The sequence below is a fragment of the Paenibacillus sp. FSL R5-0345 genome (assembly GCF_000758585.1).
GTDB lineage: Bacteria > Bacillota > Bacilli > Paenibacillales > Paenibacillaceae > Paenibacillus_AQ.
In genome coordinates this window covers 1,657,121-1,680,046 of record NZ_CP009281.1, presented here as the reverse complement: position 1 = coordinate 1,680,046, position 22,926 = coordinate 1,657,121, and the positions used below count along the sequence as shown (strand labels likewise).

Genomic DNA, 22,926 nt, shown 5'->3' with positions numbered 1-22,926 from the left:
GTAAAATAGCAAAAGTATTGATGCTTGATTCCCTATGAAAAGAGGTTGATCATGTTTCACTCCAGACATTTTAACTGTGTACCGCTAGCCGAAGGAATTTACGTCCTTGAAGCCAAGGAGCAAGGCGGAGCCATGAGCAATGCAGGATTAATAGATATGGGCGACCACACATTGATTTTCGACACGTTCAATACTCCACAAGCAGGTAAAGATCTTAGAGAGGCTGCTTTATATTTTTTTAATCAACCCATAAAATACATTATCAACAGTCATTGGCATGGAGACCATGTTAGAGGAAACCAACACTTTTCGGAGGAACTAATAGTATCTTCTAGTACTACAAGAGAGCTCATGATGAAGACTCAACCTGAATGGCTCAATCGTATGAGGAACCTTCTCCCTAACCTAGAAGAAGACATTCTTAAACTAAACGCTTCTATTGATCACGAACATCATACTTCGAAACAAAAAGAACTGTCCTCTGAGCTTTCCTATCTATTAGAAATCAAAGAGTCCATTCTAACACTTAAAGTGACGCTGCCCCAGCTGACCTATGATCGAAAAATAACCCTACACGGATCAGCGAGAACTGTTGAACTCTTATCGGTGGGTGCAGCACATACTGATTGTGATACAATTCTATATTCACCTTCGGATTCCATCGCTTTTGTTGGAGATATTGTCGCCGTTCATAATCATCCACTCCTAGTAGATGGTGACCCTATATCATGGTTGGAGGCACTTACTTTTATCGAGAGTTTAAATGTAGACCTGTTAGTCCCTGGACATGGACCTGCTGCTTCTAGCCCTTATATCCAACAAATCAGACAATATATAAATGATCTAATTAGCATTAGTAAACAAATGGTTGTGGAGAATGCTCTGATGGACGTGAATGATATAGAAATTCCTGAGCCGTACCTTCACTGGAAGTTTGGCAGTATTTTTTATCGAAATCTTGAGTTTCTGATCAAAACAGCTAATCGCTGATTCCATTCCCTTAAATCCATCTATTCGATATTATGGTACAATTTTAAAAAGTACAGCTTATAATGAACAACTGGGAGGGCGATCAATAGTGGTGTTTGGAATCCTGTTTATTGGAGTTGTTGTATTTATTATCATACAGGCCGTAGTTCGCAATGGTTCAAGCAGCTCGAACAGCAACAAATTTGAGAGGAATAGACGTGATGATGCGGCCAGTATGTCTTTTATGGCAGCCAGCCATCCAGATCTATTAGATCCAAATAACCCGAATCACTCTAATCACTCTAATCACCACCAACATCATCACCATCACGGTGGCGACTCCCATCATCATTCCGGACATGACAGCGGGCATAGTTGGAGTGGGGATAGCGGGCACAGTAGCGGGGGAGATTTCGGTGGAGGAGATTCTGGCGGCGGTGGCGGATGTGATTAGTGCGCTCTGTTTAAAGAAAGGGGCATCCTGATATCGCTTCAGGAATGCCTTTTTATGTTTATTGCTTTTTTAATAAGTTAAGAATCTTTGCTTGCGTGTGACTTAATAACTTCTCAGCACCGTGTGGGTGTAGTGGTTCACTCCAAGCGAATCCATCGCCTTCGTATCTAGGGATAAGGTGCATATGGTAATGGGTCAAATCATTAAACTTTCCGCCATTTTGGCATATGCTTATACCATCCGGTTTGAACAATGTTTTCAGAACGACTGATAACTTCTTCGACCCATCCATTATCGCATACGCAGTCTCTGAATCGATTTCTTCGAGATCCCAGTAATGCTTTTTAGGAAGGATCAGAGTATGCCCTTCGTTAAACGGAGCGATATCTAGTACACAAGTAATAAATTCATTTTCATATACTACTTTTACGTTAGGCTCAATTCCATTAGCAATCCGACATCCCAAACATTCCATATTGCACACTCCATCCTATATCTAAGGTCATGTCATTAAAAGCGATCCTAGCGCATTTTTTACCGGATGTACGGAGGCTTCGCCTGCGTTGCATTCGTCCAAAAATACACACTTTGGTGTTGTTATACAAATTACGGGAAGGAATGATATCCTCTTCGCGTATTCTCCATTTCCGATGCAATATTGCTCTCGTGTAATATCCCAGAATGCTTTTTGTACCTCTTTCGCCCATTTCACGCCTTTCAGCCGATATCTAGGGGATTTTTGTACCTCTTTATGAAAGCTTACCATAGTTGATCATCCTTAAAGGAATGCTTATATTCATATCGGCAAACTCTACCACTCTTCTCCAAAACTATAGGACTAAACTTTCCTTTATTACAGAGAAGACTCAAACCTTTTATAGCCGTACGCTTATCAATCCCAAGCACCTTCACCAAATCAACCGGTCGAATACAACCATTCGAACGCACAGCAATCCGCAAAATATCACGCTCCAGTCGGCTGAACTCCTCCTTCTCTTCCAGCCTCAATGCGAGGTACGGCATCAGCAACGGCCGAAGCAAAGTAATCGTAAGTTCAGGACTTACTTCCAGGTCATCATAAGGAATCGCCACCACCCGATAACCCGCGATTTGCAGATAAGTCTCTCGATTTAGCTCCTGCCGATAGCGCGTCCTGTCTGTATTTTGCACATGCGGGCCGTAGCCTTTTACTTCAAACGCAAATTTCACCTGCCCAGGTTTCCACACAAAATCAACAAAGTAGAGCCTGCTGCGCCAATCCAACACTTCATATTCAGGATGGAGGTCATTAAGATGACCCATCATAGCCCACCATACCTTCTCCAAAAACATCCGCTCACCATGGCCATGTCCCCGCTTCAATCTCCCCCGCCTTTCTCCCGTCCTTCGACTTATATGCTCCTCTACCCACTTACGATGTTCCTCCGCAAATCCCATACGTCACCCTCCTCCTCGACATAAAAAAATCCCGCACCCAATATCGGTACGGGACGTGCTTCGTCCTATTAATCAAAAGTATAGTATTCGCTTTCTGATACTGTCAATAACACTCTACTATCAACGTTAAAGCAACCTCAGTGAGCCTATCCTCAATATAAAATGAAATCCACTAAGCCTACCTCCGACCCAACTTCCCATCCCAGCTACTTACCCCGCCCTGCAAATGTGCAAGTCGAGTATATCCGTGCTTACTTAGAATCCGTGCTGCACTTTTGCTTCGCATACCACTGCGGCAGTAGAGTAGCACATCCCGATCTTTCGGGATTTCCCCTAGTCGCTGCTCCAGCTGGGATAATGGGATGTTTTTCGCCCCCTGAATAAATCCACTCTTGTATTCATCCGGTTCGCGTACATCGATCACGAGCTTTGTTTTAGATCTATCCATTTCATTGCGGAATTCTGCCGGCTTCAATGTTCTAACACTTGCGCTTTTACCAAATCCGAGACGGGACATCCATGAGCTTAAATCCATTATCCTTCACAACAACCTTTCACAGAAATGTCGGAGAGCGTTCTTTTGTTCCCTAAAAAATCACCGTTTACCGCATATAACTTTCGAAAGCCCTGCTTATAAAGAATTCTCGCAGCTTTGTTTCTTTTATAATAACTATCTGCAAGAATTAGGACCGAATCGCCCGGGGATAGACAATGCTGCCATACATAAGCTAGCCGCCCAAGCGATATATTTATCGAACCACGGATATTGTTCTTCTCATAATCTACGGCATCCCTCACATCGAGCATTTTCATGTCCAATGATTGATCTGCTAATTCGCGAACGTCGCGTGCTTCCACAAATGAGAGTGAACGGACAGGCCAAGCGTAACGTAGGACCCGCACAAGACTTATTACTAATAGAACAAATAGTATGATCCGAACCGTCATGGCTATTACCCCCGCACCAAAAAATCATCCGTCCAAGCACCTAATCCACCCGTCATGTTCACAACATTGTATCCCTTTTCGCTCAGCAGCTCACACGCCAGTCCACTTCGACCACCACTTAAGCACATCACAATTGTCTCTGCATTAGGATCTAGTTCATCTATACGCATTAACAGCTGTCCAAGCGGAATATGCTTAGCACCGATCACATGTCCCTCCACCCATTCGGCGGGTTCGCGTACATCCAGCAGCGTAGGAGCTTCTCCATTCTTCAGACGTTCCGCCACTTGCTGAGGAGTAATTTCCTTTGGAATTTTAAAAGCCATCGAGCATCTCTCCTTCTCTTTTGTAAAAATAACTTGATTTTTATATCACTATATCATAATATTACGATATAAGGATATTGTAAAGCGAGGAGTTCATAACCATGGACAAAAATTTTAAAGCCTATAACCAAACCGCCGAAACCTTAAAGGCTATCGCTCATCCCGTTCGCTTATGCATCATTAAAGGACTGCTTGAAAAAGGCAGCTGCAACGTTAGCTTCATGCAAGACTGTCTTGACCTTCCACAATCTACGGTATCACAGCATTTACAGAAGCTTAGATCCCTAGGCATTGTCGAAACCGAACGTAATGGACTGGAAATTAACTATTCTGTTAAAGACGAGAAGATCAAACATCTAATTCAGCTATTTTTAGGGGAGGACTAAATCATCATGAGTAAAAAAGTACTGATTGTCGGAGGAGTTGCAGGAGGCGCATCAGCCGCCGCCAGGCTTCGGAGATTAGATGAAGAGGCTCATATTGTAATGTTTGAGCGTGATCCGTACATTTCTTTTGCCAATTGCGGACTACCTTATTATATCGGAGGTTCCATTCAGGACCGTTCCAAGCTGCTGGTGCAGACACCGGAGGCGATGCATAAACGGTTTAACATCGATGTTCGGATTCAAAGCGAAGTGGTGTCTATCGACCCTGTGAACAAGAAAGTGCGAGTAGAAAGTAAAGAAAAAGGCTCCTATGAAGAGAGCTATGATGCGCTTATTTTATCACCCGGTGCTAAGCCAATTCGTCCGAATCTACCTGGTATCGAGAGTTCCAAAATTCACATGCTGCGCAACATTCCCGACACTGACAAAATCAAAACCAAAGTCGCAGCCGAAGGCACTCGTTCAGCCGTTGTGATTGGTGGTGGATTTATCGGTGTTGAGATGGCTGAGAACCTTAGAGAAGCTGGACTGGAAGTATCCTTGATCGAGGCGGGTCCGCAAATCTTAGCTCCGTTCGATCCTGAAATGTCTTCTATTTTGGCAAAAGAGCTTGATGAGCATGGCGTTAATCTTATTTTTTCGGATATGGTTCAAGGGTTTGCAGATGTTGGTGAACAAATAGAAGTTCAATTGGCAAGTGGCACGGTGCTGCAAAGTGATATGGTTCTGCTGGCTATCGGCGTTTCGCCGGATACCTCTTTCCTGAAGGATAGTGGCTTAGAGTTCGGTCCACGCGGGCATATCTTGGTCAACGAGCGTATGGAGACAAATTTGGATCAGGTTTACGCTGTCGGTGACGCGATCGAAGTGGTGGATTTCGTGAACGGAACTAAAACCGCCATTCCATTAGCAGGCCCTGCCAATAAACAAGGTCGGATTGCAGCAGACAACGTTAGCGGTCTAAACACTACTTATAAAGGTTCCCAAGGAACTTCCATTATCAAAGTATTTGGAATCACAGGTGCTTCTACCGGCAATAACGAAAAAACACTACAGCGTTTGGGCTTACCTTATCACGTGATTTACGTACATCCAAGCTCTCATGCAACTTATTATCCGGGGGCAACTCCGATATCTATGAAGCTGATTTTTGATCCAAAAGGTACGGTGCTAGGAGCACAAGCTGTCGGTTACAGCGGAGTAGATAAACGTATCGACGATATCGCCACAGTTATTCGGTTCAGAGGTACGGTCACTGATTTATCGGAATTGGAGCTTTCTTACGCCCCTCCTTATTCTTCCGCTAAAGATCCGGTGAACATGGCTGGCTTTGCCGCTGAAAATATTTTGCAAGGCATGACCACGGTATTCGTTCCAAAGGATTTAGAAGGACGCGACAAGAACAACACCATTTTAGTTGACGTGCGTTCGGAAATCGAACATGCCAACGGCCATATTGAAGGCTCCATTAATATCCCTGTAGATGATTTGCGTGGTCGTCTAAGTGAGCTTGACTCTAGTAAAGAAATTTGGGTGTATTGCCAAGTTGGACTTAGAGGCTATACGGCTTCCCGGATTTTGCAGCAAAAAGGTTTCCGTGTGAAGAATCTGACCGGCGGCTATAAGACGTACCAACTGAGCAAATTTACTCCTACGAAAAAAGATATCTCAGCGCCAACCGCTACGATTTCAGCAGCCAGCAAAGAGATTGCAGCAGCGGGATCTGGGTCAGCCACGGCGTCTGGGTCAGCGATGGCGACGGCCACGAGAAATGAAAATGGGATTCCCGTATCCGCACCAGTCAAACAAGAATTAGATCTAACACCTGATTCCGTGCTAGATGCTTGCGGACTATGCTGTCCCGGGCCGCTGATTCAAGTCAAGATGAGCATGGACCCGCTCTTGGACGGACAAATCTTGAAGGTAACGGCTTCCGATCCGGGATTCTATGAAGATATTAAGGCATGGGCTCGTATGTCTAAGCACACGCTTTTACAATTAACGAAGCTGCCTACGGGCATGATCGAAGCTTATCTGTGCAAAGGATTGAGCGAAGAATCCGCACTAGCAGGAGCACACCCCGTCCAAACTAGTAACGCAAGTACGATGGTTGTGTTCAGCGGGGATTTGGATAAAGCGATTGCTTCCTTCATCATTGCTAATGGAGCAGCCTCCAGCGGCAAAAAAGTAACGATGTTCTTTACCTTCTGGGGCTTAAACATTATCCGCAAGGATGAGAAAGTACCTGTGAACAAAAATTTCATCGGAAAAATGTTCGGAGCGATGATGCCACGCGGCAGCCGGAAGCTAACCCTTTCCAATATGAACATGATGGGCATGGGCTCCAAAATGATTCGTTCTGTAATGAAGAACAACAATGTCTCTTCTTTGGAAGAGTTGATTCAGATGGCTGTCGACCAAGGTGTCGAGATCGTTGCCTGCCAAATGTCTATGGACCTTATGGGCATCACCCGTGAAGAACTGATCGACGGCGTAAAAATCGGCGGTGTAGGGTATTACCTCGGTCAAGCCGATCAATCTAATCATAATCTATTTATCTAAATTGTTATCATTAAAGAGACTCCTCTATTTATATAGAAGAGTCTCTTTTTTTAGCCACAAAGACATTTGCTTTCAAATAACAAAGCAGAGAGTTTTCTCTTTCGACATACAAAAATAGGGAATTCCCTGCCACTTAGGCATGGAATTCCCTACTCTTCAAATTCAATTAGTTTCTTCTACAAGTGAAATTGTAACCGGATCAATGACATTAGTATAAGTGCCGTCACCAAGCTGGGCTAGTCCATTGTAACCCCAAGTCAGCAAGGCTCCCTCTTCGCTAACCGCTCCGCCGCTCATATAACCTGCACTAATAGTAACGATACGACTGCCAATATTGAGCATTGACGCGATAGAACGCTCTGACTCAGCTCCACCACCGAGTTGACCCTCGTTGTTCGCTCCCCATAGCCATACGGTTCCGTCCCTCTTCAGCGCTATGCTGTGCAAGGCGCCAGCGGATACGCTGATCACTGAGCCAAGATCCACCGCTTGAACGGGAGTATAATGATCTTCGGTTGTCCCATCACCCAAAATCCCCTTGGCGTTCGTTCCCCAGCTCCATACGGTTCCGTCCTTTTTCACTGCCATGCTGTGGTAGAAACCGGCAGATACGGACGCAACCCCGTTTAATTCAGCAACTTGCACGGGAGTCGAGCGGTCAATCTTTGTGTCATCGCCGAGTTGACCATACGCATTGAACCCCCATCCATAAACCTGACCCTCGCGGCTAACCGCTAGATTATGAAAGGCTCCGGCCGAGATTGATGCGATTGGCTCCAAACCTACAACCTGCACCGGTAATGTGCTATCCTCGTTGGTACCATTTCCAAGCTGCCCATAAGCATTAAGTCCCCACGCCCACACCGTTCCATCGGACAATAACGCTAACGAATGCTGCTCACCCGCTTGAACCGCTACGACATGCGCCAATCCAGGCACTTGCTGCGGCATAAGCTGGGACTCCACCGCACCATTACCCAGCTGGCCCACATTATTGCCTCCCCATGTCCAAACCGTTCCGTCCGTCGCAAGTGCGATGGAATGGTCTTGTCCAACGGATGCGGCACTTATCTCCGGCAAACCAACAATTCGCACAGGCTTATTACGAGTAATGGTCGTACTATCACCGAGCTGACCTTTCCTATTATTGCCCCAAGCCCATACGGTACCATCCGGCTGGATAGTCAATGTATGGAAGGAATTCCCGTTGCCCATGCTCATAACCGGACCAACCACACTTACATCATCAAGTGTACTAACCTTCAACTCGTTACTGAATGCTGATTTATTCCCCGCTTCGTCTATAGCTTGTACTAAAAAGGTGTACTCTTGTCCAGCCTTCAAGTTGACGGCCGAGTAGACTGTTGTGTTGACCGTTACTTCTGCCAACAGATTAGAGTCCTGATATAGAACATATTCCGCAACTCCCACATTATCATCGGATGAACTCCATGCCATGCTAATACTATCCGATGTGCGACCGATAAGACTTAACTTAGGGCTACTCGGCGGTTCTTGATCGGCCAGTGGGAGTTCCTCTTCCTTCGTTGTCGGAGATTGTGCTTCTGCTGGAAGCGTACTTGCGATTAAAGGGAGACTTATTTTTGACACAGGTCCAGATAATTTTACCGCTTGGACCGTGAATGTATAGCTCCGGTCAGAAGCTAATCCCTTCACCGTATACTCCGTTAACCCACCTGAATTAAAGGTGTAGACCACATCGGTCACGCTAGAATTGGTCTGCTCCGCTAGGCTTACCTTATAACTCACATCGGAGTCAGAGCTTCCCACTACGGCATCCCAGGTAAGGCCGATGCTTGTGGAGGTTGTACCGCTAACTGCCAGATTCGCCGGTGCAGCCAGCAGCTTTACTTGTTCAAAAGCACGCCCTTTTGCATACCCCGCAGACGGAAATTGAATGACGAATGGAAATATAAGAACTAACACCAACAGTAAGCTCAATCTTTTTATCGAAACTAGCTTTCTTGCCAAATTTAATCACTTCCTATCAAATAAAATGGATGGTCCAGCCCCAAATCTTGAATTACTTAATTTCAATTCCAGCGCTCGCATAACCTGTTACTGAATTTATCAAGCTTAGACCGGCAGCTGTAGAAGTGAATACTAGCATTAAGCGATCACCAGCCTGAACAGCAGCATTTAATCCTGTTGCTGATCCGGTACTAATAGATCCGATAGATATTATTCCTGTAAAACTAGGCGCCAAGGATACTGCTGCACCACTAATAGGAGTAAAACTATTGCTGTTACTACCCGCTTTATACATTTGTGCTTGAATGTTTACGGTTGTGCCTACTAAAGACATTGCTGTAGTTGTACTGAAGAAAGCATAAATCGAAGTAATCGTACCATTACGCGGAACGACAAACGCCAGGTTAAGATTCGAACCATAATTTCCAGTCAAATCTATTGTATTACCTATTATGCTAGCTCCTGAGTACGAATTGCCAAATCCGAGCATTGCCCCTGTGCCGGTTAATCCCCCCGGGATTGTCGTTACGGTAATTGGTGCTCCGGAAGAGAATGGAATTATTGTTGATGCACCTGATGCGCCAGCTGCCCCGGTTGCTCCGGTTACTCCTTGAATGCCTTGGACTCCCTGTGGTCCGGTCGCTCCGATTGCTCCAGTCGGTCCAGTCGGTCCAGTCGCTCCAACTGCTCCAGTTACACCGTTAGCTCCAGCCGCCCCGGTTGCTCCGGTTACTCCTTGAATGCCTTGCACTCCCTGTGCTCCGGTTGCTCCTTGAATACCTTGGACTCCCTGTGGTCCAGTTGCTCCGATTGCTCCAGTCGCGCCGACTGCTCCAGTTACACCGTTAGCTCCAGTCGCCCCGGTTGCTCCGGTTGCTCCGGTTGCTCCTTGAATACCTTGGACTCCCTGTGGTCCAGTTGCTCCGATTGCTCCAGTCGGTCCAGTCGCTCCAACTGCTCCAGTTACACCGTTAGCTCCAGCCGCCCCGGTTGCTCCGGTTACTCCTTGAATACCTTGGACTCCCTGTGGTCCGATCGCTCCGGTTGCTCCGGTTGCTCCAGTCGCTCCAACTGCTCCAGTTACACCGTTAGCTCCAGTCGCCCCGGTTGCTCCGGTTACTCCTTGAATGCCTTGGACTCCCTGCGGTCCGGTTGCTCCAGTCGCACCGACTGCCCCAGCTACACCGTTAGCTCCAGTCGCCCCGGTTACTCCTTGAATGCCTTGCACTCCCTGTGGTCCGGTCGCTCCGGTTGCTCCTACAGCTCCAGTTGCGCCTGTTGCTCCAACTGCTCCAGTTGCTCCCGTAGCGCCTTGCGGTCCACTGGAGCCAGAGGACCCGTTTTGACCTGCTGCGCCAGTTGCGCCCGTGTCTCCCTTATCACCTTTTGAACCTGTCTGGCCTACTGCCACCATTCCTAATACTTCAACGAAGGAAGCCACTCCTCCATTATGGATGAGCGTCACCAATGCCCCTGTAGGCAACACACCCTTGCCATTGTCTCCGAACAGAACTGAATGCGTATTGATTTCGAACTTCGACGTCTGGCCGCTGCTGCTTAACAATTCGATAGAATTCTTCGACATCGAGACGACAGAACCATGGATAATTCGATCGGATACCGTGCTCGCAAATATTTCCGTCTTAGATAAAATAGCAGCAAACTCAGCACGAGTAGCCGTCTGCTTAGGTTTAAAAGTATTATTAGGGAAACCCGAAATGACATTACGGTTTACTGCAGCTTTAATGTAGCCTGTTGCCCAGTCCGATGCATCTGACGCATCCGAAAAACCGATGCTACTATCCTTAAACTCTATCGCCTCAGATTCCTTGCCTGCCGCACGAATAACTAGACGTGTTATCCACTCGCGACTCGCTTGCTCTTTTCCCCAGATGACGGTGTTTGGTCTCTCTTCCTCACTTGGGATTACTAGGCCGATATCAATGGCTTGCTGTATCCATACAGTAGCCCATGAATCCACAGTGAAGGGCAGGCTCGTTCCATTTTCTTTTGGTTGCTCATATCCCATGAACCTAAGCACCATAACTACCGCTTCCTGATTCGTGATTGGACGGTTCGGGTTGAAGTTGCCTGAACCATCTCCTTCAATTACCCCTAATGCGGACGCTTTGGTAATATACTGGTACGCCCATGAAGAAGTATTGACATCGCTGTAAGCCGCTGCGCTTGCCCGGGGTAGAATACCACTAAAGGCAGGGCTCAATGGTGCAATTAACTGACTCATTAAAATAAATGCCATTGAGCTCTTGTAGGCTAATTGATTCCCATTCTTCTTGCCACTTGCCTTCGCTCTCTTTAGTCTTGCCATTAACAATATCCCCCTCAAGTATATAAAGTTACGTATTGCTTTAAATAATCGCGATTTGCTATGACGCTCGGATGCTTCGGTACATAACCCCTAGCTAATTCATTGTGATAGTTAGCTTCTTCGTGTTGACCTAATCGATCATAACAAACGCATAATTGCAGATGTGGCAGCCACGTCCATACCGAATTGTCTATTCTAGCGTTAGGCTCAGTCGGCTTAGGAACTTCTGTGGCTAGCTTGTACCAAAAAACAGCATTCTCGAACCGTTGTTCAACTAGCTCATAAGACCCTAATTGGCAACAAGCTTCTGCTCGGGGAGGTGACAATGCAAAGGCTTGAAGTACTTTAAGCTTAGCTTCTTGAAAGCGGCTTAATTGCGCCAATGCATCGGCGGCACGCCGACTCGCTAGCAGCTTGTCCTCCATCCAGCCATCCGGCATTGCAATGAAGGTATCATATTGCTCTATCGCTCGCTGCCATTGGCCGTGATCATACAGCTCGTTAGCATAATAAAATAAATCCCGCGGAGTGAAGCTCGCCTGCGCTTCTATCATCCCCTCATAGATAAGCAGATTACGCGAAGACTGCGTATGCTTTCTATCATGCGTTATGCCTAACTCGGCATAGAGTACTTTGCCTTCGACCTCCAGGTACTCATGAACGATTCCAATCCAACGAAAACCACAACTTCGTCTAACCAGACGATTCCGCCTTAAACTCGAAGTTACGCTTCCGTCCTTATCTCGATCGAGATAATAATGCATCGATACGGCATCGATGTCCCATGGCAATTCGGATACAATGGACTCTAGAGCCTCTGCATCCTCTGACTGCAGATAATCATCCGCATCCAACCACAGCAGATACTCTTGAGTGGCGAGACTGAAGGCATAATTTCTTGCTTTGGAGAAATCGTTCACCCATTCGAAATCATAAACCCGAGCTCCATAAGAAGCCGCGAGCTCTTTGGTTCCATCACTCGAACCCGTATCCACAATAATGATCTCATCGACTAGCTCCCGCACGCTGGATAAACAACGTCCTAAGGTTTGCTCTTCATTCTTCACGATCATGCATAAGCTGACCGTGACCTTTCGCGTACTGCAATGCAATGACGAAGTTAAATCGAATCCCCATTTACTTATGGCCATAGCACGATTCAAGATTAATCTGTTATTGTACCAATCGGGATCATTGGGATTGACTGAAGGAGGTTCCTTCCGGAAGACTACGCATCCTTCCGCTATGTAAATATCCAGATTCATAGATAATGCGCGATAACACAGATCATCGTCCTCATAGGATTCAACCTCAAACCTCTCATCGAAGGACCCCATCTGCTCAAAATAGTGACGCGGTATCATCATTAGCAAACTGACAAGCCTAGGAACCCGGGTCCAAGACATCGATTTCCCAATGGCAAGCATTGACGCCGACTGATAGAGTTGCTCCATGTTCTGATAAACAATCGGAATCCTTTGGCCACCGCTAACGTCATTCATCCTCGGACCCACGATCGCAGCATTCGGATGATGGTCCAGACAGCCCGACAACTGCTCAAGCCACCCCTCATTTACCATGATCTGATCGCGGATAAATACAAGACGATCACCCGAAGCGGACCGCGCGCCCAGATTAAATGAAGCTGCAACCCCTTTACTCCTGCTATGAATGACATGAACACCGTATTCATAAGCAAGGAAATTCGATACTTCGGCAGATTCATTATCCGAGACAACAATAAGTTCATAGGACATAGACGTATATTGCTTAATTCGATCCAGACATTGTACGGTTACGTTAAAGTGCTGAGCCAACAATATAATGCTAATATTCATTCGCTTTGTACCATCCATTATTATTTAGTTGTAGATCGCTTCCAAATACGATTAATTCCTTAAAGCCCCATATCTCCTCCAGCATTCGACAATTCACCTAAACCTACCATTCTATCCGTGGTTCAATCAAGACAACTAAAGTTGCTATTTAAAACTCACCCGTACATCAAGAAAATTATCGATTATCTTATCTTTTTTCATACCACTACTAGCATCTTGTACAAGTCATTCCAACAATATATATAAAAAAAGAGCATAAAAATAGTGTACGTTGTCATCACTTTTGTCATATGACATTATGGTATTTAATGTAATATAAGTCATATAGAAGAGAATGAATGGATAATTTAGATTCATTAACTCAATCCTTTAAAACCAAAAAAGCCGCCTCTAAGGGCAGCCTTTTTTCTAAATACATCATTGATTACGAACGTTAGGGATTACTCCATCTTACTCCACTTCATATTGATCTAAAGTACCTACTGAAGAAGTTTGTGTCTTCAATAAAAAATATTTGAGATAGTGGATTATCTAAACCGTTATTACGACCAACGTCCTCTTTTTTACATAGGAGAGTCTTTTTGCGGTGCTATGGGCTGGAAGAGTAATGTTCAATTCTTATTCAGCAAGTTGATGCCCGCTTCTTCAAGCGATGGTATAAGAAATTTATGATCGATTGGCGATGACATCACGATTAGAATGGTGTAGGTACCGTATTTATCACATTGATTTCCGAACTCCTCAAGCGCTCGGGTAGAGTCGGTTACTACTTTCAATAAGTAGTTGTGTTCCCCACTTATACGGTAACATTCAACGACATCGGGAGACGAACGGCAGAAATCAAGAAATGCATTACAATCCCTTGAATGAAATAACATGTAGGCAGCAGCATGCTTGCCAATCTTTTCAGGGGAAATTATGGTGCGATACTCGCTGATGATGCCTTTTTCCTCCATGCGCCTAACTCTTTCCGTAACTGCAGGTTGTGATAAACCAACACATTTTCCCAGCTCTGTCATAGAAATTCTCGCTTGACTCTGAAGGTGAAGAAGAATTTGCTTATCAATATGATCCATCGAAATCTCCTCCTTTAAATTTAAGGTCAATCCTATAAACTAACTTGTAATTAATCGTTATAAAGGTAATTTAACTTAGTTACCTTATGTAATCAAGGTACCTTATTTTATATAATAACCCTACAATAGTAAAGCATTTATGACTTTAACTATTCGGAAGGGATGAAGACTGTTGGAGATATTGGATTCACATAAAATTAATTCAGAGGGATTACCCCGTCGTGTCGGTGAGGTAATTGATCGTACACTTGCCGACAAGCGGTTAGTTGGTGCTGTTGTTAAAGTGGCGATAGATGGAGAACTGGTTTATAGCTGCGCTGCCGGTCTTGCCGACCGCGAAAAGAACCTGCTTATGCAAGAAGACGCCTTATTTCGGCTCGCTTCGGTTACTAAACCTATCGTTTCAACTGCTGCTCTAGTATTAGTGGCGCAAGGTCGCCTGCGGTTGGACGATCGTGTTGATCGTTGGCTTCCAGAATTCCAGCCACGTTTGCAGAACGGTGAGGTGGCCACAATGACGATCCGTCATTTGATGACACACACCGCAGGTCTGTCTTACCGTTTCTTTCAAGAAGAGAATGGCTCCTACCAACAAGCGGGAGTATCAGATGGCATGGATCAGCCCGGTATTACGTTGGAAGAGAACCTACGTCGGCTAGCCTCTGTCCCCCTCCTCTATACGCCAGGTACCGAGTGGAGATATTCCATCGCAACAGATGTGCTTGGAGCAGTAATTGCAAAGGTCACAGAGACACCACTCAGCGAGGCCATACATGCGCTCATTACAAAACCGTTGGGTATGAATGATACCGGATTTATTGCAGTCGATTTAGAACGGTTGGCCACTTCCTATACCAATGATAGTCCAGAGCCACGGCCTTTGCTTGATTCGGACAGCATTTCCTTCGTCGAGGGTACAGCAGGATTCTTGCTTGCACCTGGCCGAGCACTGGACGACACTGCCTATCCTTCAGGGGGAGCTGGTATGGTCGGCAGCGCCGGAGACTTTTTGCAACTACTAGAAACATTACGCAAAGGCGGAGCCCCTCTGCTGCCGGAATCTTTGGTTCAGGATATGACATCCAACCAGATCGGTGATCTGCCAATGGCCTTTTGGCCAGGCCGAGGCTTTGGCCTAGGCATTACGGTACTCAAGGACCCTGCAGCCGCAGACACTCCAGAATCCCCAGGGACATGGCGAATGGGCGGTACCTATGGTCATTCGTGGTTCGTCGATCCCAAGCAGCGGCTCAGTGTTGTCGCGTTCACCAATACCGCACTGGAAGGCATGTCAGGTCAGTTTACAGTTGACCTGTGTGAAGCTATATATGACAACTGAACGTTTCCCATGGGCTGGATTACTTGCCCTTGCTATGACGGGGTTTATCTGTATTCTTACCGAAACCATCCCAGCCGGGCTATTGCTCCAAATTGGGGACGGGCTTGGCGTCTCCGAGGCCCTTGCAGGTCAACTTGTCACTTTGTACGCCCTTGGTTCGCTGTTAGCCGCGATTCCTATAACCACCGTGACACGCGGATGGCGGCGGCGTCCCCTTCTGCTAATGTGCATCCTTGGTTTTCTCGTATTCAACACCGTCACCACTCTTTCTTCAAATTATTTACTTACGCTGGGAGCTCGGTTCTTCGCAGGCGTATCCGCTGGAGTCTTATGGGGCATGATTGCAGGTTATGCCCGGCGTATGGTCCCGGAATCACGCAAGGGCCGAGCTATGGCGGTGGCGATGGTGGGCACGCCTCTCGCTCTAGCACTCGGTGTCCCTGCCGGAACACTTCTTGGCACCCTTGTGGGCTGGCGCTCCATCTTCGGGATCATGTCGCTTCTGGCTCTGATGCTTGTCGCCTGGGTAGTTTGGAAGCTACCGGACTATCCAGGGGAGGCTCCTGATAAGCGGCTCCCTCTCTACAAGGTTTTTGTTATTCCGGGAGTACGGCCGGTACTGTTTGTCGTTCTGGCATGGGTGCTAGCACATAACATCCTGTATACCTACATTGCACCCTATCTTACTCAGGCAGGGCTTACCCAACGCGTTGACTTGATACTGCTTATTTTTGGCATAACTGCACTTGTTGGCATCTGGATCATCGGTATTTTGATCGACCGTAAACTACGTCCATTGGTTCTAATCAGCCTCGTGGCTTTCGCCTTGTCATCCATTGTGCTGGGCATTAGTAGCAGCCAAATAATGATCTATTTAGTGGTTGCTGTATGGGGGTTGACGTTCGGAGGAGCGGCTACTTTGCTACAAACAGCAGTTGCTGAAGCAGCTGGCGAAAGTGCAGATATGGCCCAGTCGATGTTAGTAATGGCATGGAACCTAGCTATCGGCGGTGGCGGCGTGATGGGTGGGATTCTTATTGAAACAGTTGGTGTCCGCTCCTTCCCGTTGGCATTGTTTATTCTATTAATTCTTGCGCTACTAGTAGCGTGGCAAGCTAAAGAATACGGATTTCCTTCAAGGAAGCGTTGAGGCACACCTAAGAAATCATGCCACAATCATCAAGTTTACTGATATCGGCAACTGAACAAGAAATAAAAAAAAGTAAGCCAGTGGTGCATATCAAATATGACTAATATGGACTACTGGCTTACTTATATTAGATTTTTATTAAAGATCAGACTTGGCCTTTTCTATCTCCTACTCCGCAGCCAAAGCATTAAATTCTTGCAGATCCTTGGCTAAATCTTCTTCCGTGTATTTCCCTTGGCCGAATCCAATCAGTGCCCGCAGCGGCATATATTTCATCATCGCCATGAACATTTCTGGATTATCGCCCATCGCATCGCCTAACCCAAAAACACTGCTGAATTTCTTCACTTTATCTGCCGTCCGTGGATTGACTAGCAAATCACCAACGGTACTGTTGCGATGATATCGTAACGCAAGCGGAACTGTCGATTCCACTTCAATAGAAGCAGTCAGACGAATATCCCTTGAAGAGGAACCGATAGCAATGTCAAAAATGCCACTTTCCACATGCCAATCCCCAATGTTAACGTTGTAATAAGCAAAGGAACGTTTATCCAGTTCAAAAGCAACCTCTTGCTCTTCCCCAGGCTGAAGCGCTAGCTTCTGAAAGCCCTTTAGCTCCTTAATTGGGCGGATTACGCTGCTCTCCACATCACTAACATAGAGCTGAACGATTTCTTTTCCAGCATGAGTACCTGTATTTTTGACGGTAGCCGTAACTTTTACGGACTCGTTATCTTTTATACTGCTCTTGGAAATTGTTAAATTACTGTATTGAAATTCTGTGTAGCTTAGGCCAAAGCCGAAAGGAAACAGCGGTTCAAGCTCTTTTTTATCATAATAACGATAGCCTACAAACAAACCTTCTTTATACTCCACTGTATCCCCTTCACCCGGGAAATTAAGAAAGGATGGATTGTCGCTCAGCTTCATCGGGAAGGTCTCTGCCAGTTTACCGCTTGGACTAACCTCTCCAAACAATAGATCTGCAACTGCACCGCCAAAAGCCTGCCCACCTAGATAACCTTCAAGAATCCCCTTCGTTTTATGGATCCAAGACATTTCTATGGGTGAACCATTGCTGAGCACGACAACGATATTGGTTTGCACCTCAGCCACTGCATCGATCAGTGCTTTATGGCTCTCTGGAAGTGACAAGTGACTGCGATCATACCCCTCTGATTCATAGTTATCCGGAAGTCCAAGGAACAATACGGCTATATCCCCTTTTGCCGCTGTATCCCGCGCCTCTTGCAGCAAGGCTTCATTAATTCCGTCATGATTCAGTTCATAACCTTGTACATACAGCAGTTCGGCAGAACCTGCGAGAGCCTTCATCTCTTCAAAAGCGTCATCTAATTTCGTCGGATTCACATGTGAGCTGCCCCCGCCCTGATATCGTGGATTTCTAGCAAACTCACCTATGACCGCAATCGTTCCTTGTTTAGCTATCGGTAAAATATGATCCTCATTTCTAAGGAGCACCATGCTCTCCCGTGCCACTTCACGAGCCAGTTGGTGATGTTCTTCCGCATTAAATGATGCATTATCTTTACGGTTCTCCACCGCCTTAAAAACAAAGGCAAGTAACCGTTCCACTGCAAGATCCAACGTTTCTTCAGCCAGCTCGCCGCTTTGTACTGCTGCGACAATCTTAGCATCACCAATTCCTCCGGTTGAAGGCATTTCCAGCTCCAGCCCTGCTTGCAGCGCCTTCACCCGTTCATTGACCGCACCCCAGTCGGAGACGACGAATCCCTCGTAGCCCCATTCTTCTCTAAGAATCTTAGTCAGAAGAAATTCACTCTCGGAAGCATACTCACCGTTCACTCGATTGTAAGAGCACATCACGCTCCATGGCTGACCATTCTTAACTGCGCCTTCAAAGCTAGCCAGATAAATCTCCCGCAGCGTCCGCTCATCAACAACGGCATCAACAGACATTCTCCGGTGCTCCTGATTATTAGCGGCAAAATGCTTGAGTGAGGTTCCTACTCCTTCACTTTGCACACCTTTGATATGATTCCCGCCCATCTCCGAAGAAAGGTATGGGTCTTCCGAAAAATATTCAAAGTTACGGCCGTTCAATGGAGAGCGCTTAATATTTGTTCCCGGTCCAAGCAGAACAGCAACGTTCTCTGCTTGACACTCTTTCCCGAGTGCTTTACCCACACGCCCGATTAAATCCCGATCCCAAGAAGAAGCCATCCCTGCTGCTGAGGGAAAACAAGTCGCAGGTACACTATTATGGAGTCCGAGATGATCGGCGCTCTCTTTTTGCTTGCGTAAACCATGGGGTCCGTCCGTTACCATTAAAGAGGGGATTCCGAGTCGTTCAATGCCCTTCGTATGCCAGAAATCAAGCCCTGAGCAGAGTCCTGCTTTCTCCTCAAGGGTCATTTTTGATATGAGTTCTTGAATGTTGGTTTTCATAAAAATACCTCCTCTGAATGTATCTATCCCCATTTTAATCGACTTCATATTAGATTTATGGCATTATTATTGTATTTTTGGTATTCTGGTTGGGCGAGGAGGCTGAAAATATTGAATCATTTAGATGATCATGAAGGAGCGCAATATATCTGTAAAGTGTTGTATGAATCGCTGCATATTCCTGTGTTTCTGCTAGACGCCAATCGGAGAATTGAGCTAGCGCTGCCTTCCTCAACGGAAGGCGCCCCATGGGTTTATGACATTAATGAATTCCTTTCGGAAATTGCAGATTCTACTAAAAGAGAGAACAATTCTATTCTGGATCACTCCAATGCCTCCATACCGATCATTCGCACTACTAGTTTCCTAGAGAATTACATCCTTCTCCATCTGCCCTCTGGCAGCAGTAACGGGGGAAGTATTGTGATCGGTCCTACACTGTATACTCAACTTTCAGAGAATAATATGACAAGTCTGATGCGTGACCATGAGGTTCCACTCAGACTGCACGAGCAATGGATGAAATACTACCGCAGTTTAGCTGTGCTTAATAGAATGAGACTCAACCATACCGCTATGCTGCTATACTCGCTCGTCACTGGAAAGACGCTATCCCTTAGCGAACTGTTATTGAACACTCGAACTTTTGAACATAAACAGCCTCTCTCAGACAGTTTAGACTTAGACGTTTCCTACCGACGTGAGAATACATGGCTGCACCACGAACCCATGCTGGAAAAAGCATTATTTCACCATATCAAAAATGGGAATAAGGCTGAGCTGCTTCGTGTCCAGGCAACCTTCTCTGAAGAGAATTACGGAGTACTCTCCAAGAAGAGCCATTTACGCAACAAAAAGAATCTGGCGATCTCCTGCATTACGCTTGCTACACGTGCCGCTATTGATGGAGGACTGTATTGGGAGATTTCTTATACCCTAAGTGACTTTCACATCCAGCATATCGAAGAACTAAAGGATATTCCTGCCGTAGATCATGCTATTCTTAATGCTCTTTGCGATTTCGCTGACCATGTCAAAGAGAGCCGAATGGCGAAATTCTCGCGCACCGTGGCCCTCTGTCAAAACTATATTTTCAACCACCTATATGAGGAACTCTCTTTAGATAAGCTAGCTGAAGTCGCAGGATTAAACAGGAGCTATCTCTCCCAATTATTTAAGAAGGAAACAGGATTCACGGTCAGTGATTTTATTCAATTCGAGCGGATTGTAGAAGCCAAACGATTAATCGAATTACCGGGCATTAGCTTATCGGATATCGCTACGAGGCTACATTTCAATGACCAGAGCTATTTTACCAAAGTGTTTAAGAAGTATACCGGAACCACCCCTAAACAATTCAGAAAAAACTGGGAAAGTACGCTATAGGCATAGGAGACACGACTAAAAATCTAAAAGGATAATTAAAGATCAGTGATGGCTGCCAGAACAGTATTATTGAAGTAATCCACATACATATTTTTAAATGGCTTCTGGTGATCTAGCTCTACGGATAAATGTACTGTAACTGTCTGATAAACCGGATCCACACAGAGGAATGGACCTGCCGCACCCCAGTGTGAATAAGCTTCTGGAGAGAACAAATCTCCACCGTCACGCTTCGTGCCGTTAATCGCCCATCCGTAACCCCAATAGGCTTCAGGAAAAATCTCGTCTCTATATTGTGAGGATACGCCTGGAATTTGATTACGGGTCATTTCTCTCACTGTTACCGGACTAAGGAATCGTATTCCGTTATAAATCCCACCGTTAAGAAACATCTGACCAAAGACAGCCAAATCCATCGCCGTTGAATAAGCGCCGCCCCCCGCAGAGACAGAATTCAGATTGTACTCACTGTCTACCCATTCCGCGCACGCTGCTTCTGGTGCACGTCTAACTACTTGGTCCCGTACTTCCATCGGCACACGATAATATGTATTTTCCATGCCAAGCGGTATAAAGATGTTTTCATTTACGAATACATCATAAGCTTGTCCACTCACTCGCCGGATGATTTCACCCAACAGCTCATAACCATACCCACAGTAAGACATGACTGTACCAGGCTCATTACTAAGCGGTGCATCATAACCGCCATACAAGTACTTATGTTGATCTGGGTCTTGATTAGGTTCGTGCGGAGGGTACTCCCCTTGCTCCTGTTTCGCTTGCCCATTCTGCCAAATGACCTCACCCTCCAGACCAGAGGTATGTGTTAACAAGTGATGTACGCATACCTTAGTTTTGCCTTCACCTGTAAATTCGGGGATGTAATCGGAAACAGGTCTGTTTAGACCTACTTTCCCTTGTTCCATTAACATCATAATAGCGGTTGCCGTAAACAGCTTTGTTATGGAGCATAGTGGATATATAGCATCCACAGTTAATTCCGCTGCGCCTGGCTCTGGACCGAATTTACCGTTCGCTTGATGGACTAGTAGTCCCCCCTTTCTCGCAGCAAGTATCACTTGTGCCGGTGTGATGTTGTCTTCAACCATTTGTGCAGCTGCTGTACGTATGCGCTCCACGCCGTAAGCCGACATCCCCGCCTGTTCTAGCCCATTAAATGATAGTCCTTTCATAGGTAGCCCTCCTAAATAATTTTATTTAATACATATATAAACTATTATACAAATATATTAAATAATCCTGCTTACTTGCTATTTTCCTGTTAGCCGATTATTAATAAAAAAAGCTGATCTCGGATTTTTCCCGAAAATCAGCTCCAACAACGTTCTTTTTCTTCACTAAGTGACTGCTACTTTAAATGCGTCGACGTTTAATACCGATCCATTGATGGTCAATGTGGCATTATAATAGCCTCGATTCCCATTTGGCGTACATTTATAATCACCAGAACATCCGCACACGAAGAATTTAGTTTTCGTATAGCCAGGATAAATATTGGTAAGCTTCCGGTAAAACTTGTGCCCATGATGCGTAAAAATGGCAAGTATCTTATCTCTCACCTTCGCAGGAATAGCCCCAAAAAACTTAGCAGTTTCCGCCGCGCTTAATACATGGCTTGGATCAACCGTGATCCCGCTCACCTTTAAAGGCCAATGAAAATCAATAATATAAAAATGCTGATCATCTAAATTTTTCAATATATTAATACTGCCCGGAGTGAACTGCCCCATAGCACAATTAAGCCACACGTACTTCACCATACCCTGTGTCCCCGGAAAATTCATTTGCCCTTCCACTGCACCTAAATATTGCGTGAACAAGGACTGTGTACTAGCCTCCCAATTCCCTATAGATGCTTTATAAGGGATGCTCCCCAGCGTGCTTGTTACCGTATCTTTAAAATCCTTGTAGTAAGCATTTGCATTATTTCCATGATTCGCTCCCGCTTGCGTGTTATCTCCTCCAAAAATAACAAATCTCTTATTCCCGCTGCTTACTGCCTTTGGCAAAAGATTCTTAAAAATGCTAGCGCTATTCCCATATCCGACATGGCTGTCCCCAATAACCGCGAAGTTAATGGTCTGGGCTGTTGCTTTAGGATTCAGATTAGATTTGGGTTTAGGTCTGGAGAAAAGCTTGCGCTTCTTGGCTGAGGCTAACTGCTTTTTCATCTTAATCACCTCTTTAAAATGGATAAAGAATACCTGGTAGTATGTATATTCGATCCAATATGCTTTCTCTTGGACAGACAAATCTTTTAAAAAGGGAAGATGTTAT

The 22,926-nt window shown here is 45.7% G+C and carries 19 protein-coding genes; 7 read left to right on the top strand and 12 right to left on the bottom strand.

Annotated features, from left to right (window positions below; all coding sequences use genetic code 11):
• Positions 1–51 precede the first annotated feature (51 nt).
• Together R50345_RS07430 and R50345_RS30185 are read left to right on the top strand one after the other, a co-directional pair.
• Complete coding sequence (locus R50345_RS07430; protein ID WP_042125355.1) at positions 52–990, top strand: MBL fold metallo-hydrolase; 939 nt, start codon at positions 52–54, stop codon at positions 988–990.
• 88 nt (positions 991–1,078) lie between these two features.
• Positions 1,079–1,423, top strand: coding sequence for a hypothetical protein (locus R50345_RS30185; RefSeq protein ID WP_052414516.1), 345 nt, complete (start codon positions 1,079–1,081; stop codon positions 1,421–1,423).
• Between the two features lie 58 nt (positions 1,424–1,481).
• Here R50345_RS30185 and R50345_RS07420 read toward each other — a convergent pair whose 3' ends face one another.
• The 5 genes from R50345_RS07420 to R50345_RS07395 all read right to left on the bottom strand — a co-directional run bounded on the left by R50345_RS07420 (position 1,482) and on the right by R50345_RS07395 (position 4,134).
• A complete protein-coding gene (locus R50345_RS07420; protein WP_042125353.1) occupies positions 1,482–1,898 on the bottom strand; it encodes an HIT family protein in 417 nt (138 codons plus the stop codon).
• Positions 1,899–2,182: 284 nt separating this feature from the next.
• On the bottom strand, positions 2,183–2,860 hold the full coding sequence (locus R50345_RS07410) for a hypothetical protein (RefSeq protein WP_042125350.1): 678 nt from the start codon (positions 2,858–2,860) through the stop codon (positions 2,183–2,185).
• Positions 2,861–3,038: 178 nt separating this feature from the next.
• The gene (locus R50345_RS07405; RefSeq protein WP_231574070.1) at positions 3,039–3,377 is read right to left on the bottom strand and encodes a rhodanese-like domain-containing protein; all 339 of its coding nucleotides are present in this window, start codon (positions 3,375–3,377) and stop codon (positions 3,039–3,041) included.
• 17 nt (positions 3,378–3,394) lie between these two features.
• Complete coding sequence (locus tag R50345_RS07400; RefSeq protein WP_052414515.1) at positions 3,395–3,808, bottom strand: rhodanese-like domain-containing protein; 414 nt, start codon at positions 3,806–3,808, stop codon at positions 3,395–3,397.
• Positions 3,809–3,813: 5 nt separating this feature from the next.
• The gene (locus R50345_RS07395; protein ID WP_042125346.1) at positions 3,814–4,134 is read right to left on the bottom strand and encodes a rhodanese-like domain-containing protein; all 321 of its coding nucleotides are present in this window, start codon (positions 4,132–4,134) and stop codon (positions 3,814–3,816) included.
• Positions 4,135–4,235: 101 nt separating this feature from the next.
• Between R50345_RS07395 and R50345_RS07390 the strand changes: the two genes are divergently transcribed.
• Both R50345_RS07390 and R50345_RS07385 read left to right on the top strand, forming a co-directional pair.
• Entirely contained in the window at positions 4,236–4,520 is a 285-nt protein-coding gene (locus R50345_RS07390) for an ArsR/SmtB family transcription factor (RefSeq protein WP_042125344.1), read from the top strand.
• A gap of 6 nt (positions 4,521–4,526) precedes the next feature.
• The gene (locus R50345_RS07385; protein WP_042125342.1) at positions 4,527–7,082 is read left to right on the top strand and encodes an FAD-dependent oxidoreductase; all 2,556 of its coding nucleotides are present in this window, start codon (positions 4,527–4,529) and stop codon (positions 7,080–7,082) included.
• A gap of 162 nt (positions 7,083–7,244) precedes the next feature.
• On the opposite strand, the gene R50345_RS30180 is transcribed toward R50345_RS07385, so the two are convergent.
• From R50345_RS30180 to R50345_RS07365, 4 genes are all read right to left on the bottom strand, one after another.
• Positions 7,245–9,074 (bottom strand): RCC1 domain-containing protein, encoded by a 1,830-nt coding sequence (locus R50345_RS30180; protein WP_052414514.1) that lies wholly within the window; start codon positions 9,072–9,074, stop codon positions 7,245–7,247.
• A 52-nt stretch (positions 9,075–9,126) separates the two neighbouring features.
• Positions 9,127–11,403, bottom strand: a complete 2,277-nt coding sequence (locus R50345_RS32185; protein ID WP_081954027.1) for an exosporium glycoprotein BclB-related protein — start codon at positions 11,401–11,403, stop codon at positions 9,127–9,129.
• A gap of 14 nt (positions 11,404–11,417) precedes the next feature.
• Positions 11,418–13,241 carry a glycosyltransferase gene (locus R50345_RS30690; RefSeq protein WP_197069755.1) on the bottom strand — a complete coding sequence of 608 codons (1,824 nt, stop codon included), beginning with the start codon at positions 13,239–13,241 and terminating at the stop codon, positions 11,418–11,420.
• 611 nt (positions 13,242–13,852) lie between these two features.
• Positions 13,853–14,317: an Lrp/AsnC family transcriptional regulator gene (locus R50345_RS07365; RefSeq protein ID WP_042125340.1), complete on the bottom strand. Its 465-nt coding sequence runs from the start codon at positions 14,315–14,317 to the stop codon at positions 13,853–13,855.
• 172 nt (positions 14,318–14,489) lie between these two features.
• On the opposite strand from R50345_RS07365, the gene R50345_RS07360 reads away from it, so the two are divergent.
• Both R50345_RS07360 and R50345_RS07355 read left to right on the top strand, forming a co-directional pair.
• Positions 14,490–15,656, top strand: coding sequence for a serine hydrolase domain-containing protein (locus tag R50345_RS07360; RefSeq protein ID WP_442950201.1), 1,167 nt, complete (start codon positions 14,490–14,492; stop codon positions 15,654–15,656).
• Positions 15,646–16,806, top strand: a complete 1,161-nt coding sequence (locus tag R50345_RS07355) for an MFS transporter (RefSeq protein ID WP_042125339.1) — start codon at positions 15,646–15,648, stop codon at positions 16,804–16,806. The genes R50345_RS07360 and R50345_RS07355 overlap by 11 nt, the downstream gene beginning before the upstream one ends.
• A 168-nt stretch (positions 16,807–16,974) precedes the next feature.
• Here R50345_RS07355 and R50345_RS07350 read toward each other — a convergent pair whose 3' ends face one another.
• A complete protein-coding gene (locus R50345_RS07350; protein ID WP_042125337.1) occupies positions 16,975–19,239 on the bottom strand; it encodes a beta-glucosidase family protein in 2,265 nt (754 codons plus the stop codon).
• 111 nt (positions 19,240–19,350) lie between these two features.
• Between R50345_RS07350 and R50345_RS07345 the strand changes: the two genes are divergently transcribed.
• Positions 19,351–20,625 (top strand): helix-turn-helix transcriptional regulator, encoded by a 1,275-nt coding sequence (locus R50345_RS07345; RefSeq protein ID WP_042125335.1) that lies wholly within the window; start codon positions 19,351–19,353, stop codon positions 20,623–20,625.
• A 35-nt stretch (positions 20,626–20,660) separates the two neighbouring features.
• Here the strand turns inward: R50345_RS07345 and R50345_RS30175 are convergent, their stop codons facing one another.
• Together R50345_RS30175 and R50345_RS07335 are read right to left on the bottom strand one after the other, a co-directional pair.
• Entirely contained in the window at positions 20,661–21,821 is a 1,161-nt protein-coding gene (locus R50345_RS30175) for a serine hydrolase domain-containing protein (protein ID WP_052414513.1), read from the bottom strand.
• 165 nt (positions 21,822–21,986) lie between these two features.
• On the bottom strand, positions 21,987–22,820 hold the full coding sequence (locus R50345_RS07335; RefSeq protein WP_042125333.1) for a metallophosphoesterase: 834 nt from the start codon (positions 22,818–22,820) through the stop codon (positions 21,987–21,989).
• Positions 22,821–22,926: the final 106 nt, after the last annotated feature.

What these genes read in the sequence shown, in the direction of transcription:
- R50345_RS07405 (WP_231574070.1), bottom strand. Translation starts at nt 3,377, where the DNA reads ATGTCCCGTCTCGGATTTGGTAAAAGCGCAAGTGTTAGAACATTGAAG.
- R50345_RS07400 (WP_052414515.1), bottom strand. Translation starts at nt 3,808, where the DNA reads ATGACGGTTCGGATCATACTATTTGTTCTATTAGTAATAAGTCTTGTG.
- R50345_RS07335 (WP_042125333.1), bottom strand. Translation starts at nt 22,820, where the DNA reads ATGAAAAAGCAGTTAGCCTCAGCCAAGAAGCGCAAGCTTTTCTCCAGA.
- R50345_RS32185 (WP_081954027.1), bottom strand. Translation starts at nt 11,403, where the DNA reads ATGGCAAGACTAAAGAGAGCGAAGGCAAGTGGCAAGAAGAATGGGAAT.
- R50345_RS30690 (WP_197069755.1), bottom strand. Translation starts at nt 13,241, where the DNA reads ATGAATATTAGCATTATATTGTTGGCTCAGCACTTTAACGTAACCGTA.
- R50345_RS07365 (WP_042125340.1), bottom strand. Translation starts at nt 14,317, where the DNA reads ATGGATCATATTGATAAGCAAATTCTTCTTCACCTTCAGAGTCAAGCG.
- R50345_RS07395 (WP_042125346.1), bottom strand. Translation starts at nt 4,134, where the DNA reads ATGGCTTTTAAAATTCCAAAGGAAATTACTCCTCAGCAAGTGGCGGAA.
- R50345_RS30175 (WP_052414513.1), bottom strand. Translation starts at nt 21,821, where the DNA reads ATGAAAGGACTATCATTTAATGGGCTAGAACAGGCGGGGATGTCGGCT.
- R50345_RS07385 (WP_042125342.1), top strand. Translation starts at nt 4,527, where the DNA reads ATGAGTAAAAAAGTACTGATTGTCGGAGGAGTTGCAGGAGGCGCATCA.
- R50345_RS07350 (WP_042125337.1), bottom strand. Translation starts at nt 19,239, where the DNA reads ATGAAAACCAACATTCAAGAACTCATATCAAAAATGACCCTTGAGGAG.
- R50345_RS07390 (WP_042125344.1), top strand. Translation starts at nt 4,236, where the DNA reads ATGGACAAAAATTTTAAAGCCTATAACCAAACCGCCGAAACCTTAAAG.
- R50345_RS07420 (WP_042125353.1), bottom strand. Translation starts at nt 1,898, where the DNA reads ATGGAATGTTTGGGATGTCGGATTGCTAATGGAATTGAGCCTAACGTA.
- R50345_RS07355 (WP_042125339.1), top strand. Translation starts at nt 15,646, where the DNA reads ATGACAACTGAACGTTTCCCATGGGCTGGATTACTTGCCCTTGCTATG.
- R50345_RS07430 (WP_042125355.1), top strand. Translation starts at nt 52, where the DNA reads ATGTTTCACTCCAGACATTTTAACTGTGTACCGCTAGCCGAAGGAATT.
- R50345_RS07410 (WP_042125350.1), bottom strand. Translation starts at nt 2,860, where the DNA reads ATGGGATTTGCGGAGGAACATCGTAAGTGGGTAGAGGAGCATATAAGT.